The 16427-nt window shown below is 41.2% G+C and carries 14 protein-coding genes; all 14 read left to right on the top strand.

From position 1 onward, the window contains the following. Nucleotides 1-138 precede the first annotated feature (138 nt). The 14 genes from BMX21_RS08200 to BMX21_RS08135 all read left to right on the top strand — a co-directional run bounded on the left by BMX21_RS08200 (nt 139) and on the right by BMX21_RS08135 (nt 16155). Nucleotides 139-762, top strand: coding sequence for a hypothetical protein (locus tag BMX21_RS08200; protein ID WP_022758741.1), 624 nt, complete (start codon nt 139-141; stop codon nt 760-762). Between the two features lie 27 nt (nt 763-789). Next, on the top strand, nt 790-2208 hold the full coding sequence (locus BMX21_RS08195) for a glycine--tRNA ligase (protein ID WP_034489244.1): 1419 nt from the start codon (nt 790-792) through the stop codon (nt 2206-2208). Between the two features lie 122 nt (nt 2209-2330). Continuing rightward, nucleotides 2331-5063: an alanine--tRNA ligase gene (gene alaS, locus BMX21_RS08190; RefSeq protein WP_092043227.1), complete on the top strand. Its 2733-nt coding sequence runs from the start codon at nt 2331-2333 to the stop codon at nt 5061-5063. 140 nt (nt 5064-5203) lie between these two features. Continuing rightward, nucleotides 5204-5380, top strand: coding sequence for a 30S ribosomal protein S21 (gene rpsU / locus BMX21_RS08185; protein ID WP_022755619.1), 177 nt, complete (start codon nt 5204-5206; stop codon nt 5378-5380). Nucleotides 5381-5516: 136 nt separating this feature from the next. Further along, nucleotides 5517-6401: a metallophosphoesterase gene (locus tag BMX21_RS08180; protein WP_177173973.1), complete on the top strand. Its 885-nt coding sequence runs from the start codon at nt 5517-5519 to the stop codon at nt 6399-6401. Next, nucleotides 6401-7210, top strand: a complete 810-nt coding sequence (locus BMX21_RS08175; RefSeq protein WP_022755617.1) for a segregation and condensation protein A — start codon at nt 6401-6403, stop codon at nt 7208-7210. The genes BMX21_RS08180 and BMX21_RS08175 overlap by 1 nt, the downstream gene beginning before the upstream one ends. Nucleotide 7211: 1 nt before the next feature. Then, on the top strand, nt 7212-7781 hold the full coding sequence (gene scpB, locus BMX21_RS08170) for an SMC-Scp complex subunit ScpB (protein WP_022755616.1): 570 nt from the start codon (nt 7212-7214) through the stop codon (nt 7779-7781). A gap of 303 nt (nt 7782-8084) precedes the next feature. After that, nucleotides 8085-9506 (top strand): acyl-CoA carboxylase subunit beta, encoded by a 1422-nt coding sequence (locus tag BMX21_RS08165; protein WP_092043222.1) that lies wholly within the window; start codon nt 8085-8087, stop codon nt 9504-9506. Nucleotides 9507-9517: 11 nt separating this feature from the next. Beyond that, nucleotides 9518-9907 (top strand): OadG family transporter subunit, encoded by a 390-nt coding sequence (locus BMX21_RS08160; protein WP_330390175.1) that lies wholly within the window; start codon nt 9518-9520, stop codon nt 9905-9907. Between the two features lie 85 nt (nt 9908-9992). Next, complete coding sequence (locus BMX21_RS08155; RefSeq protein WP_092043217.1) at nt 9993-10349, top strand: acyl-CoA carboxylase biotin carboxyl carrier protein subunit; 357 nt, start codon at nt 9993-9995, stop codon at nt 10347-10349. Between the two features lie 29 nt (nt 10350-10378). Next, a complete protein-coding gene (locus BMX21_RS08150) occupies nt 10379-11524 on the top strand; it encodes a sodium ion-translocating decarboxylase subunit beta (RefSeq protein WP_092043214.1) in 1146 nt (381 codons plus the stop codon). 19 nt (nt 11525-11543) lie between these two features. Continuing rightward, nucleotides 11544-12956, top strand: coding sequence for an oxaloacetate decarboxylase subunit alpha (locus BMX21_RS08145; protein ID WP_092043212.1), 1413 nt, complete (start codon nt 11544-11546; stop codon nt 12954-12956). A gap of 237 nt (nt 12957-13193) precedes the next feature. Beyond that, entirely contained in the window at nt 13194-15290 is a 2097-nt protein-coding gene (locus BMX21_RS08140; RefSeq protein WP_242952901.1) for a glycogen debranching protein, read from the top strand. Between the two features lie 403 nt (nt 15291-15693). Then, complete coding sequence (locus BMX21_RS08135) at nt 15694-16155, top strand: hypothetical protein (protein ID WP_092043207.1); 462 nt, start codon at nt 15694-15696, stop codon at nt 16153-16155. The last annotated feature ends 272 nt before the right edge of the window (nt 16156-16427 follow it).

The raw sequence follows: 16427 nt of genomic DNA, 5'->3' as shown, positions 1-16427 counted from the left end.
GAAGAGCTAAGGGCCATATTACGGACTTTTAGAGTTTATTCATCATTAGGAAAGACAGCAGGCATAGCGAATTGGTGCCGCGAGCTCCACCAATTTCAGCCAATAGTAACTCGCTATGATCGCGACATGAGGTTAAGTATGGTTAATTGTGCGGATAATAGTTATAAACTTCATATACGTAAGATGATCTGTGCAGCCGTGTTTATGGCAGTTGCACTGACCGGATGCGGTAAGAGTATGGATGTTACTAAGTCTGATAGCACTGCCGTATATGTGGGCAAGGACGGACAGGTAATAAGTACTATAGTCGAGGATTTCTCGGCACCTTACTATGATCTGGGTGAATTGAAAACTGATATTGAAAGTCAAGTCAATGAGTACAATTCAACCAAAGGTAAGGATCTTATTACTTTTCAGGATGCCGTAACTGAAGATAAGAATGTACGTGTCACAATGACATATAAGGATACGGCTTCTTATGCGGATTTTAATCAGGTTACTTTTTTCTATGGCTCTTATAAAGATATGAAGGCACTTGGATACAGCCTTCCGTCTACACTGGTTGATTCTAAGGGTCAGAAGATAGATGTTAAGCTTATCTCAGAGGATCAGACAGTTATTGTCATGAATGAGAAGATAGGATTCTATTCCTATGGCAAAATAGCTTATGCTCCTGAAGGGAGCTCTTTTAATGGTAGTAAAAACGTAGATTTATCTGCAACTAAGGACGATTTGTGTTATATTGTACTGAAAGCAGATTAACGAATAAAGATACAGGAGATTAAGGAAATGAAAGCAGAAGAGAAGACAATGGACAAAGTAATTGCACTGGCTAAGGGCAGAGGATTTATTTTCCCCGGTTCTGAGATTTACGGAGGTCTTGCAAATACTTGGGATTACGGTCCACTTGGTGTTGAATTCAAAAATAATGTCAAGAAGGCATGGTGGAAGAAATTCGTTCAGGAGAACAAATACAATGTAGGTGTTGATTGCGCGATTCTTATGAACCCTCAGACTTGGGTTGCATCAGGACATCTTGCCGGCTTCTCTGATCCTTTGATGGACTGTAAGGAGTGCCATGAGCGTTTTAGAGCAGATAAGATCATTGAGGATTTTGCTGCTGAGAACAATATCATACTTGAGTCATCAGTTGACGGCTGGAGCCAGCAGCAGATGATGGATTTCATTAACGATAATAATGTTCCTTGCCCTTCATGTGGCAAGCACAACTTTACTGATATCCGTCAGTTCAACCTTATGTTCAAGACATTCCAGGGTGTAACTGAGGATGCTAAGAATACTGTATACCTTCGTCCTGAGACAGCACAGGGTATATTCGTAAACTTCAAGAATGTACAGCGTACAACTCGTAAGAAGCTTCCTTTTGGTATCGGTCAGATCGGTAAGAGCTTCCGTAACGAGATCACACCTGGTAACTTCACATTCAGAACACGTGAGTTCGAGCAGATGGAGCTTGAGTTCTTCTGCGAGCCCGGAACTGATCTTGAGTGGTATGAGTATTGGAAGAATTTCTGCAGAGACTTCCTTGTTGAGCTTGGTATGAAGGAAGATGAGATGCGTCTTCGTGAGCATGACCCTGAAGAGCTTGCATTCTATTCAAAGGGAACAACAGATATCGAGTTCAAGTTCCCATTTGGCTGGGGTGAACTTTGGGGTATCGCTGACAGAACTGATTATGACCTTAGTCAGCACCAGACAACATCAGCTCAGGATCTTACATATTTTGATGAAGAGAAAAAAGAGCGTTATATCCCTTATGTTATCGAGCCTTCACTTGGTGCAGACCGTGTTGCTCTTGCATTCCTGTGCGCAGCATATGATGAAGAGGAACTTGAGGGCGGCGATGTAAGAACAGTTATGCACTTCCATCCTGTTCTTGCTCCTGTTAAGATCGCTGTTCTTCCTATCTCCAAGAAGCTTTCAGAGAATGCTGAGAAGGTATTTGACCAGCTTTCCAAGAAGTGGAACTGCGAGTATGACGATCGTGGATCTATCGGTAAGAGATACAGAAGACAGGATGAGATCGGAACTCCTTTCTGCATAGCTTATGACTTTGATTCTGAAGAAGATCACTGCGTAACAATTCGTGAGCGTGATACCATGAAGCAGATCGAGTACTCTGAAGGCAATGTAAGATGGCCTATCGCAGAGCTTGATAAGTTCTTTGAAGAAAAGTTTGCTTTTTGATAAATTCAGGATTTGAAGATATTTGACGTAAGATCTGCAATAGATGCGGATCTTACGCAAATATTATTTTGAGATAATATATTGAGACTTTGTATAAACAAAGCCTTTTGAAAGGAATAGTCATGAAGAAATATAGTGTTAATGAACTTCGTGAGATGTATCTTAAGTTCTTTGAGAGCAAAGGGCATCTTCGTATGAATAGTTTTTCACTTGTACCACATAATGATAATTCACTTCTTATCATTAACTCAGGTATGGCACCACTTAAGCCTTACTTCACAGGCCAGGAGGTTCCGCCAAAGCGTAGAGTTACTACTTGTCAGAAATGTATCCGTACAGGTGACCTTGAGAATGTTGGTAAGACAGCTCGTCACGGTACATTCTTTGAAATGCTTGGTAACTTCTCTTTTGGAGACTACTTCAAAGAAGAAGCTATTCCGTGGGCATGGGAATTTCTTACAGAGGTTGTAGGTCTTGATGCAGAGCGTCTGTATCCTTCTGTATATGTGGATGATGATGAGGCTTTCAAGATTTGGACTGATAAGATGCATATTCCTGCTGAGCGTATCATAAAGCTTGGTAAGGAAGATAACTTCTGGGAGCATGGTTCAGGCCCTTGCGGTCCTTGTACAGAGATCTACTATGATCGCGGTGAGAAATACGGTACAGGTCCTGAGGATGTACTGGGCGGAGAAGGCGATCGTTTCATGGAAGTATGGAACGTTGTATTCTCTCAGTTCAACAATGATGGACATGGCAACTACACAGACCTTGTACAGAAGAACATTGATACAGGTATGGGCCTTGAAAGACTTGCTGTTGCAGTTCAGGATGTTGGATCAATCTTTGATGTAGATACAATTAAAGCTCTTCGTGATAAGATCTGCGAGATGGCAGGCGGCGTACAGTATGAAGCAGAAGGAACAGAAGAAAGCGATGTATCTGTTCGTATCGTAACAGACCATATCCGTTCTACTACTTTCATGATCTCAGACGGTATCATGCCTAGCAACGAAGGAAGAGGATATGTTCTTAGAAGAATCATCCGCCGAGCTGTAAGACATGGAAGAAAGCTTGGAATAAGCGGTTCATTCCTTCCTGAGCTTGCACTTTCTGTAATTGCAGGTTCTAAGGATGGTTATCCTGAGCTTGAGGAGAAGAAGGACTTCATCCTTAATGTTATCCGTCAGGAAGAGGATAAATTCGAGAAGACGTTCGAACAGGGTCTTGAGATCCTTGCAAATATGCAGGAAGAGCTTAAGGCTGCCGGCAAGAATACATTGTCAGGTGAAGATGCATTCAAATTATATGATACATACGGATTCCCTCTTGATTCTACAGAAGAGATCCTTGCTGAGAACGGATTCTTAGTAGATGCAGAAGGATTCGAAAAGGCTATGAAGAATCAGCGTGATACAGCTAGAGCTGCTCGTAAAGTAAGTAACTACATGGGCGCTGATGCAACTGTATACGAAGATATTGATCCTAGTATCAATTCAGAGTTTATCGGCTATGATAAGCTTGTAGCTGATTCTACTATCGTAGCTATGGCTGAGCTGCATGCTGCTGATGAAGATGCAGAGAATGCTGTTGCTGATGCTCTTACAGATGGAATGACAGGTGCGATCATTACTTCCCAGACACCTTTCTATGGAACAATGGGTGGTCAGGTAGGAGATCATGGTAAGATTTTCCTGTATCCTGCTGATGTTGACAGCGCTGAGCATGATGCACTTGGCTGCGATAGTTGCAATGATAAGGCGGTTGCTGTATTCAAGGTTGAGAGTACAGAGCATGTTGCCGGATCTAAGATCGCTATGATAGGCCGCGTTGTTAAGGGTATGTTCAAGACAGGAGATAAGGTAACACTTAAGGTTTGCAAGCATGGTCGTATGGCTACATGCCGTAATCATTCTGCAACTCACCTTATGCAGAAGGCACTTCGTGAGGTGCTTGGTACACATGTAGAGCAGGCTGGATCATATCAGGATGCAGATCGTACAAGATTCGACTTCTCTCACTTTAAGGCAATGACACCTGCTGAGATCCAGAAGGTTGAAGAGCTTGTAAATGAGAAGATTGCAGCTGAACTTGATGTTAATACACAGGTTATGACTCTTGAAGAAGCTAAGAAGTCAGGTGCTATGGCTCTGTTCGGAGAAAAGTATGGTGACAACGTAAGAGTTGTTAACATGGGTGACTGGTCTATAGAGCTTTGTGGTGGTACACATGTATCAAATACAAGACAGATCGGCCAGTTCAAGATCCTTTCTGAGTCCGGTGTTGCTGCAGGCGTTAGACGTATTGAAGCTATCACAGGCAGCAATGTAACAGAGTATTACAAAGAGCTTGAGCAAAATGCCAAGGATGCAGCAGCTCTTCTCAAGGCTACACCTGATACTTTGTATGATCACATCAAGAAGCTTCAGGAAGAACTTAAAGCTGTTAAGAGCGAGAACGAGTCCTTAAAGAGCAGCGCTGCCAAGGAAGCTCTTGGTAATGCAGCTGATGATGCTGTAGATGTTAAGGGTCTTAAGCTTGTAGCTAAGTCACTTAAGGATGTAGATATGAACGGACTTCGCGAACTTGGAGATTCTCTTAAAGAGAAGCTTGGAGACTGCGTTGTAGTTCTTATGAGTGATAATGGTGGCAAGGTCAGCATCATGACAATGGCTTCTGACTCAGCTGTTAAGAAGGGTGCACATGCCGGCAATCTTGTTAAAGAGATAGCTCCTATGGTAGGAGGCGGCGGTGGCGGTCGTCCTAACATGGCTCAGGCTGGTGGTAAGAATCCTGCAGGTATCGAAGATGCCCTCAAGAAGGCTGCTGAAGTGCTTGCCGGTCAGATCCAGTAAAAAAGATGTCAAAGACCCCCTTGACTATCGAAATAAAACAGTATATAATTCTAAATGCTGTGAGTTAAATTGATTTAACTTAAGTAAATAACCCGATCAGTTCAATAATGTAACGGGACTGAAGGGAGGGTAGAGAATATATGTCAACAGTTATAGTAAAAGAGAATGAAACACTTGACTCCGCACTTCGTCGTTTTAAGAGAAGTTGTGCTAAGGCTGGTATCCAGCAGGAGATTCGTAAGAGAGAACATTACGAGAAGCCTAGCGTAAAGCGTAAGAAGAAGTCTGAAGCTGCTAGAAAGCGTAAATACAACTAAAGAAATACAGCCCTTGGTTTTTTATATAAAATCAAGGGCTTTTCTTTTATCATGGTAGCTTTATGATTGCAATTATGTTTTATATTTGCAATAGATTTCATAGTAGCAATACATTTCACGAAAGTTGGGTTTTAATTTGCTGATTAAAATATTGGAAATTCTGATCATACTGATCATTGTCTGCGCTGTTATAGGTATCTGTAACAGTATATATAATTCAAAAAGATTTGTTATAAGAAAATATAACATAAAGAGTTCTAAGCTTAAAAAAAGTCTTCGAATATGCCATTTATCTGATATTCACGGCTGGCAGTATGGCGATGATAACAAGAACCTTATCAAAGCTATAGATGAACTAAATCCTGATATCATTGTCTTTTCAGGAGACATTCTTACAGGCTCTTCGCCTCGTAAGACATGGCCTTTAGAGAAGGGACTTGTCAGAGAGCTTGCATCCAGATATCCTGTGTATGCAGCAAATGGCAATCACGAAAGTGAGCTTAACTGGTATTATGAAGGATTTGGGCAATTTTATGATACATATATCAATGATATGAGCAGTTTTGGCGTGAATCTTTTGAACAATGATAAGATGTTTCTTGATGAATATGGTATCAGGATAACAGGTCTTGAGCTTCCTCATGAATATTTCAGGAAAGTTATCATACGCCGAATGAAGGATGATTATCTTGATAGCATGATAGGCAAACCTGATGAAGATAGATTTAATCTTCTTATAGTACACAATCCCCAGTATTTTCCTAAATATGCAAAGTGGGGAGCAGACCTTGTTTTGTCAGGCCATATTCACGGAGGTATCATAAAACTTCCTTTGCTTGGAGGTGTAATATCTCCGGCACTTATTCTTTTTCCAAAATATGATGGTGGATTGTTTAAGATAGGTGGTCATACCATGGTTCTGTCCAGAGGGCTTTGGACACATACTATTCCTATCAGGGTATTTAATCCCGGAGAACTTGTGGTGATCGACCTTGAAGCTGATAATGGGGAGGCACAGTAATGTCACTTGAAGTTAAGCTTGAGGCATTTGAAGGACCTTTGGACCTTCTGCTTCATCTTATAGATAAAAATAAAGTTGAGATTTATGATATTCCGATCTCCACTATCACAGCTCAGTATCTTGAATACCTTAGCCTTATGGAGAAAGAGGACATGGATGTTACCAGTGAATTTCTGGTCATGGCGGCTGAACTTATGGATATAAAGTGCAAGATGCTGCTTCCTCGCGAAGTCAATGAAGAAGGCGAAGAGGAGGATCCAAGAGCAGAACTTGTTGAAAAACTCCTTGAGCACAAGATGTTCAAGTATCTGTCGGGAGAGCTGGCGCAGAGATTCGATGGTGGCGATATGTATTTTTATCGTAAGCAGAACCTTCCTTCAGAAGTTACGTCTTATGAACCTCCTATAGATTACGCGGAGCTTGTTGGTGATAACAATCTTCAGAAACTAAACGAGATATTCCAGGAACTACTTCGCAGGCAGGAAGATAAGATCGATCCTGTTAGAAGTACGTTCGGACGAATTGAACGAGAGTCTGTTGATATTGATGAGAAGACTCTTTTTATTAAAGCTTATGTCAGAAAACATAAGAGTTTCAGCTTTAGAAAACTCTTGCAGGAACAAGCAACTAAGGCTGAGATCATTGTTGCGTTTCTTGTAATCTTAGAAGAGATCAAACTTGGAGAAGTTACTGTGACTCAGGATGACACTTTTGCGGATATAACCATAACTTCAAATAAGTTTGGTGAAGAGTTGGACGAGGAAGAGGCGGTTAAGACAGCCATGGAATTAGAAAAGGAGCAGAGCTGATATGAAAAAGAAAGAAGGAGCAGCAGCTATTGAGGCTATTCTTTTTACAATGGGAGATTCTGTTGAAGTGTCCAAGCTTGCAGATGCTCTTGAAGAAAGTATAGAAGAAGTAAAAGAACAGATAGAGTATCTTAAGGATAAATATAAAAAAAATGACAGCGGAATAAATCTGCTGGAACTGGAAGATTCACTGCAGCTTAGCACCAAGAAGGATTTTTATCCTCAGCTTATCAAGGTTGCAAGTTCACCAAAGAAGTATATTCTTACGGATTCTCTTCTTGAGACTCTTTCGATCATTGCTTACAAGCAGCCTGTTACCAAAGCTGAAGTAGAACGTATCCGCGGAGTCAATTCAGATCATGCTGTTAACAGGCTTGTAGAATTCGAGCTTGTAAAGGAGCTTGGCCGTATGGATGCTCCCGGAAGACCTATCTTGTTCGGAACTACAGAACAGTTCCTTAGATCTTTTGGAGTAAGATCTGTCGATGATCTGCCTTCAATTGATATAGATCATGCAGAAGAGTTCAAGAAAGAGGCTGAAAAAGAGATAGATGTCAAATTGGATATCTGACCATATCTTCATGCTTGCTAATATAAAATCTGTAATTTTGATATTGGAAAAAGTAAAAGAATACTTTCAATATCACAATTACAGATGTAATTGTGTATACAATTAAATTTTTTAAGCGTTATTATATAAAAATCCTTATAAATACAGTACTATTTCCGATTTGTTTATGTTACAATAATATTTGTGAAAAGTTTGGCATTATCAAGTTTTAGGACATGTAAGAGGTTTCATTTCACAAACAAATCAATATGTTTCTACTTGCGAGTGCTTTAACGTCAACATATATTATACGGAGGTAAGTAAATGAGTAGTACTTCACAGGCGAGTCAAAGAATTAATGCTTTACTCGATGAGAACAGTTTCGTCGAAATTGGTGCTATGGTTACAGCAAGGAGCACTGACTTCGGTCTGAAACAGTCAGAGACTCCATCCGATGGTGTTGTTACGGGATATGGTGTCATCGATGGTAACCTTGTGTATGTATACAGCCAGGACGCAAGTGTACTAGGCGGTTCCGTTGGTGAAATGCATGCAAAGAAGATTGCACGTATCTACGATATGGCAGTCAAGATGGGAGCACCTGTAATTGGTCTTATTGATTCTACAGGTATGCGTCTTCAGGAGGCAACAGATGCTCTTTCAGCTTTTGGCGAGATCTACGCTAAAGAAGTTGAGGCTTCAGGAGTTGTTCCTCAGATCACAGCTGTATTCGGTGGCTGTGGTGGTGGTCTGGCACTTGTACCGGCACTTTCTGATTTTACATTCATGGAGAGCAAGAACGGAAAGCTTTTCGTTAATTCTCCAAATTCCATTAAAGGCAATTATGAAGAGAAGTGTGACACAGCAGCTGCTGATTTCCAGAGCTCTAAGACTGGAATCGTAGATGTAGCTGGTGATGAAGAGACAATCTACAACGAGATTCGTCAGCTTGTAAGTCTTCTTCCTTCCAATAACGAAGACAGCGACTTCTATGAAGAGTGTGCTGATGATCTTAACAGATCACTTGAGAATTTTGACGGAGCAGTTGCAGATCCTGCACTTGCACTTTCGATTCTTTCAGATAATGGCGTTTTCTTTGAAACAAAGAGAGAGTACGCTAAAGAGATGGTTACAGGATTCATCAAACTTAACGGTGCTACAGTAGGTGCTGTTGCAAACCGTAGCGTAGTATTTGATGAAAATGGTAAAGAAAAAGAGAAGTTCGATGCAGTTCTTACAGCAAACGGACTTGAGAAGGCTGCTGATTTTGTACGTTTCTGCGATGCATTCGATCTTCCTATCGTTACATTCACTAACGTAAAGGGCTTCCTTGCAACAACATGTGAGGAGAGAAGACTTGCCAAGAATGCAGCAGCACTTGTTTCTGCACTTGGTAATGCTTCTGTTCCGAAGGTTAACGTTGTTACAGGCAAGGCTCTTGGAAGTGCATTTGTTATCATGAATTCTAAGGCTGATATAAATGTATGCTGGCCTGATTCCCAGATCGGAACTATGGAAGCAGACATGGCTGCCAAGATCATCGGTGATGGCAAGAGCGCAGAAGAAGTTAATGAGATCGCCAAAGAGTATGCTTCTCTTCAGAACAGTGCAGTTAGCGCTGCAAGAAGAGGCTATGTTGACGAGATCATCGAGCCTGCAGATACAAGAAAATATGTTATCGGTGCATTAGAAATGCTTTTTACAAAGAGAGAAGCTAAACCTGCAAAGAAGCATGTAACGAAATAAGGAGGTAAATGATGATGGAATTTTTTACAAGTTCTTTATCTTATCTTCCTGTAGCTCTTGAAGCAACTGAAACTACTTCAATGGCTGACAAGCTTGCTGATGCGGGTATCAACACACTGCTTGGAATGGGAACTGCATTCGCAGTACTTATTCTTATCAGTCTGATCATTTCTCTTTTCCCCATGATCGGAAAGATCGGTAAGAAACAGCCTGCTCCAGCTCCTGCAAACAAGCCTGCAGCAGCTCCTGAGGTTGTAGAAGAAGAGGATCTTTCTGATGATGATGAGCTTGTTGCTGTAATTGCTGCAGCTATCGCAGCTTATGAGGGAAGTACTTCAGCATCCGGTGATGGATTTGTTGTTCGCTCTATCAGAAAGAGACGTGTTGGAGCAAGAGCATAAATTAGTCCCTATTGGGGCATAAGATAAGAAATTACAGGATTTACATAAAATTCGAAGCCGTAATATACGGCAGGAAGGGATAAACATGAAAAACTATACTATTACCGTAAATGGCAACGTATATGATGTTACAGTAGAAGAAGGTGCAGGCGGCGCAGCTCCTGCAGCAACTCCAAAGGCAGCTCCTAAGAAAGCTCCTGCAGCTAAGAAGGCATCCGCTGGTGCTGGTTCAATCAAGGTTGAAGCCGGTGCAGCCGGAAAGGTTGTTAAGGTTAACGCTAACGTAGGACAGGCTGTTAAGAAGGGCGATGCTGTTGTTACTATCGAGTCTATGAAGATGGAGATTCCTATGGTTGCTCCTTCAGACGGAACTGTTGCAAGCATTGACTGCGCAGTAGGTGATTCAGTAGAGGCAGGAACAGTTCTTGCAACACTTAACTAATAGTTTCGTATTCTACTGGAGGAACAAAAATGGAAAAAATCGTTGAAACATTTTCGAATCTATGGGTTCAGACAGCTTTCCAGAAACTTTACTGGGGCAACTATGTTATGATCCTCGTAGCTTTCGTATTTCTGTATCTGGCTATAGCCCATGATTTTGAACCTCTGCTTCTTGTTCCAATCGCATTTGGTATGCTTCTTGTAAATATCTATCCTGAGATTATGCACGAGATATCCGAAGACGGAAGCGGCGGTGGATTATTCACATATTTCTACAAGCTGGATGAATGGTCAATCCTTCCTTCACTCATATTCATGGGTGTAGGTGCGATGACTGACTTTGGTCCGCTTATTGCCAACCCTAAGTCATTCCTGCTTGGTGCAGCAGCACAGTTCGGTATTTTCTCAGCTTACTTTATGGCTATCTTTATGGGATTCTCCGGAACAGAAGCTGCTTCTATCTCCATCATCGGTGGTGCTGATGGTCCTACATCTATCTTCCTTGCTACAAAGCTTGGATGTACAGGCCTTCTTGGACCTATTGCAGTTGCTGCATATTCGTACATGTCACTTGTGCCGATCATCCAGCCTCCGATCATGAAGCTTTTCACAACTGAGAAGGAACGTAAGATTCGCATGCTTCAGCTTCGTCCTGTATCACAGCTTGAGAAGATTCTCTTCCCTGTTGTTGTTACAGTCGTTGTCTGCATGATCCTTCCTACAACAGCTCCACTTATTGGTATGCTGATGCTTGGTAACCTCTTCCGTGAGTGTGGTGTAGTACACCAGCTTCAGGAGACAGCATCTAATGCACTTATGTACATTGTAGTTATCCTTCTTGGTACATCAGTTGGAGCTTCTACAAGTGCAGAAGCATTCCTTAATGTTGCTACACTTAAGATCGTAGCTCTCGGACTTATAGCATTCGCTGTAGGTACTGCCGCAGGTGTACTGTTCGGTAAGCTGATGAATCTTTTCAGTGGTGGAAGCATCAATCCGCTTATCGGTTCAGCCGGTGTTTCAGCCGTTCCTATGGCTGCACGTGTATCTCAGAAGGTTGGTGCTGAAACAGATCCTACCAACTTTCTTCTAATGCATGCTATGGGACCTAACGTTGCCGGTGTAATCGGAACAGCAGTTGTTGCCGGTACATTTATGGCGATATTCGGAATCTAATTTATAAAGGAGAAAATCTATGTCTGATATTGAAAGAAAACCGGTAAAGATCACCGAGACAGTCCTTCGTGATGCACATCAGTCTCTGATCGCTACCAGAATGCCAATAGAGCAGATGCTTCCTATTGTTGATACAATGGACAAAGTAGGATATGCCGCAGTAGAGTGCTGGGGTGGTGCTACATTTGATTCATGCCTGCGTTTCCTAAAAGAGGATCCATGGGTAAGACTTCGTAAACTTAAAGAAGGCTTCAAAAATACACCTCTTCAGATGCTTCTTCGTGGTCAGAACCTTCTTGGTTACAGCCACTATGCTGATGACGTAGTAGAAGCTTTCGTTGCTAAGTCAATCGAGAACGGTATTGATATCATCCGTATCTTCGACTGTCTTAATGACCTTCGTAACCTTGAGACATCTGTAAAGGCCTGCAAGAAGTATGGCGGAAAAGCTCAGATTGCTCTTTCCTACACACTTGGCGGCGCTTATGATGATGAATACTGGAAGAGAATTGCTGGTGAGATCGAGTCACTTGGTGCTGATTCACTCTGTATCAAGGATATGGCAGGACTTCTCCTTCCTTACGAAGCAGATAAGCTTGTACGTGCTCTTAAGAGCGGTACAAAGATCCCGATCGAGCTTCACACTCACTACACATCTGGTGTAGCCAGCATGACATACATGAAGGCTATTGAAGCAGGTGTTGATATCATCGACTGTGCAATCAGCCCATTTGCTCTTGGTACATCACAGCCTGCTACAGAAGTTATGGTTGAAGCCCTTAAGGGAACACCATATGATACAGGTTATGATCAGAAGATCCTTTCTAAGATTGCTGATCACTTCCGTCCATACAGAGAAGAGTGCCTTGAGTCAGGACTTATGTCTACTAAGGTTCTTGGTGTTAATATCAAGACTCTTATGTATCAGGTACCTGGTGGTATGCTTTCTAACCTTACTAAGCAGCTCTCTGATCAGGGCAAGCTTGATAAGCTTGAAGCAGTTCTTGAAGAAGTACCGAGAGTTCGTAAAGACCTTGGTGAGCCACCGCTCGTTACACCTTCATCACAGATCGTTGGTACTCAGGCAGTTATGAACGTCCTTATGGGCGAGAGATATAAGATCGTTCCTGAGCAGACCAAGGACCTTGTAAGAGGTAAATACGGTCAGACTATCAAGCCTATGGATCCTGAAGTTGTTAAGAAGTGCATCGGCGACGAAGAGCGTATCACATGCCGTCCTGCAGATCTTATCGAGCCTCAGATGGACAAGTTCAGAGAAGAGTGCAAGCAGTGGGCTACATGCGATGAAGATGTTCTTTCATACGCATTATTCCCTCAGGTTGCTACTGACTTCTTCAAGTATCGTGAAGCTCAGAAGAGCGGAGTAGATCTTGCTAAGGCTGATACTAAGAACGGAGCATATCCTGCTTAATAGGAGCTTTAGTTGAGAATATAGTGTATACTATTACTATATTTTTATAATTCCAAAAACATAACACCTCGGATTTACCAAATTGGTTTTCCGGGGTGTTTTTTTATGTTAAACTATAAATGAGGTTTTGCGTTTAAAAACATTTACAAAGGCGGAAGGTTTTTTATGCAAGAGTTCAGAAGACGCAGAGTAGAAAGAAAAGTACTCAGAGAGCACCGCGGTGTAGAATTCAGAAAGATGGATCTAAACCGCCAGATGCTGGCACTTGATGAGATCAATGGTTTTCGTATCAGGCCTGGTTATTATGAAATGAACGGAGCCACTGTCATCCCTGATGGTGTTAATTTTACATGCTATTCTAAAGGAGCCAAGTCTATAACATTATTGTTATTCCACAGAGGCGATTCTGCTCCTTTTGGAACAATCCCTTTTCCTGAATCTTATAAAATCGGTAAGACATATTCAATGATCGTATTCGGACTGGATATAGAGAATATTGAATATGCATATTCTGTTGATGGTCCCTGGGATCCGTCAAGAGGACTTCTTTTTGATAAAAAGCATATGCTTCTGGATCCGTATGCCAAGGCTGTAAGCGGGCAACGCATCTGGGGACAGAATGATAATAGAAATGGCATATACAGAGCCAGAATAGTAAGGAATAACTTTGAGTGGAATGCTACAAGGCAGCTTGAAACTCCCATGGAAGACTCTATCATATACGAGCTTCATGTTAGAGGGTTCACTAAAGACCCGTCTTCCGGTGTAAGGTATCCCGGAACTTTTGAAGGGCTTAAGGAGAAGGTGCCTTACCTTAAGCGCCTTGGAATAACAGCAGTAGAACTGATGCCTATTTTCGAGTTTGATGAGACTAGGGATAAAAGAGAAGTTAACGGGCGGACCTTGCTTGATTACTGGGGATATAACACGGTTAGCTTTTTTGCACCAAATACAGCTTATGCTTCTGTTGGCGAGTACAATTACGAAGGTCTTGAACTCAAAAATCTTATAAAGGAATTTAAGGATAATGGAATAGAAGTAATCCTTGATGTTGTATTCAATCATACAGCTGAAGGTAATGAGAACGGTCCCTTTATTTCTTTTAAAGGTTTTGATAATAATATCTACTATATGCTGACACCTGACGGCAAATATTACAATTTCTCAGGGTGTGGCAATACTGTGAACTGTAACAATCCACTGGTTCAGGAGATGATAGTCAATTGCCTGCGCTACTGGGTTGAGGATTATAGAGTGGATGGATTCCGCTTTGATCTTGCGAGCATTCTTGGTAGAAATGAGGATGGTACTCCAATGGACAGGCCACCCCTTATTCAGAGACTTGCTTATGATCCTATCCTTGGCAACTGTAAACTAATTGCAGAAGCCTGGGATGCAGGTGGAATGTATCAGGTAGGGAGTTTTCCTACATGGAACAGATGGGCTGAATGGAACGGCAAATACCGTGACGACATTCGTTCATATCTTAAGGGTGAGTACTGGTCTGCGCCGGAAGCAATAAAGAGAATCACAGGTTCCATGGACCTTTATGGTGGTGAGTATGTTGGTTATAATTCATCGATCAATTTTATAACCTGTCATGATGGTTTTCCTCTATATGATCTGTATTCATATAATGGCAAGCATAATGAAGCTAACGGATGGAACAATACTGACGGAACAGATGATAACAGAAGCTGGAACTGCGGCCAAGAAGGAGAGACTGATGATCCAGAGATTTTAAAGCTGCGCTTTAGGATGATGCGCAATGCCATTACGATCCTTATGTGCTCCAGAGGTACACCAATGCTGCTTGCCGGTGATGAGTTTGCCAATACCCAGTTTGGTAACAATAATGCTTATTGTCAGGACAATGAGATATCCTGGCTTAACTGGGATCTTATGAATAAAAACCACGATTTCTATGATTTTTATAGAAATGCTATACAATTTAGGAAAAGGCATCCTGCGATCAGGAAAGATTTACAACCTGCTAGATGCGGACTTCCTTATGTAAGTTGCCATGTAGAAGATCCTTATAATGGTAATATAACTAAGGATAGCAGAATGATTGGTATCCGTTTTGCAGGTTTTTCCAGAGAAAAAGGTCATGATGATGTAGTATATATTGCGATCAATGTTTTCTGGGAAGATATAGCTATAAAACTTCCCGGTTTTCCCGGAGGTGGATATTGGGCTCTTGCTATAAATACAGGAGCTACGGATGGCAAGTTCTTTTATAATAGGCCTGTACCTCTGACAGATGAGGGATGGATATTGAAAGCACGAAGTGTAAGTGTATTTGTTGGTAATTTCCCGACAGATTATTCGTGATCAGGGATGAGAGCAAGTTAAAAAGCTTCTTTGAGGATATTTCTCTGCCGAAGTGGGAGATTTGAAATAAGTATTTATAAAAATAAAAAGGATTTTATTGTCTGGACTTTGATCCGGCAATAAAATCTTTTTTGTTTTATTGACTTGATTACACTAAGATAACAAGATCTTTTATTGTATGTTTGAAGCAAATCCTGGATAAAACAAAATAAAATCTTGATATTATTGGATTTTCTGCCGAAATAGAAGAGTGAAGTACATGGAAATACATCCATGTATTTCCATACATGTACTAAATACATCCTGTATTTGTACATGGAAATATATCCCCCAAAAAATTTAGCTGCTGAGGGGATAATGATTTTGCGAAAAATGGGTTATTGTGTATCTTCAGGAGGCTGCAATGACAGATTTGCGAGACAATATAATTCCAGATAAAAATACTGAGCCTGCTAAGAATGATCCTGTAGAGACTGATGATGCACTTGATGTTGGCGGTTTTTTGTTTAAGACCAAAGAAGACGCAGACAAAGCAAGAGTCGATGCCAGAAAAATAGAGTATCTGGAGTCCCATGTCAAACTGAACAGTCTTGCCAATATTAAAACAGTCTATACTAAATCTATACAGAACAAAGTATTTGGAACGCCTCTTGGATGGAGCTTTCTGTCTTTTTTGCGTCGTCAGGTCATGATCCAGGGAGGGGATCTGTCTGATATGCCATCTATAGAATTAAAGCATATCTATACACATACAACTTCTCCTGATGATTATGTTCCGAAGGAAATTGTCAAAGAAAAACCGGAGAAAAAGAAAAGCCCCAACCAAGGAGAATATAAGGTAAATAGTATAATAAATTATAATTAAGCCATATTTTAAGCGGAGTGTGCATTGATTATATATAATTAAACTTTATAATCAAACATTAAAGAGAGTTTCATATGATACATGAAACTCTCTTTTTATGTTTGGAATTACTGGGGCATATTATCGGCTATACTGCCAATCTCCCTTATATGGAGCTGATACATAACTCCCTCAAGCCTACCAATGTTAAAACCACATTCACTAGCTTCCTTGCGGCATTTCACAAGTTCATTGAACCAATGGCTATATTCGGAATCATTTTGTAATCGCTC

Source organism: Butyrivibrio sp. TB (genome assembly GCF_900110805.1).
Classification (GTDB): domain Bacteria; phylum Bacillota; class Clostridia; order Lachnospirales; family Lachnospiraceae; genus Butyrivibrio; species Butyrivibrio fibrisolvens_C.
The sequence above is the reverse complement of the archived record's forward strand: the minus strand, read 5'-3'. Positions and strand labels throughout refer to the sequence as shown.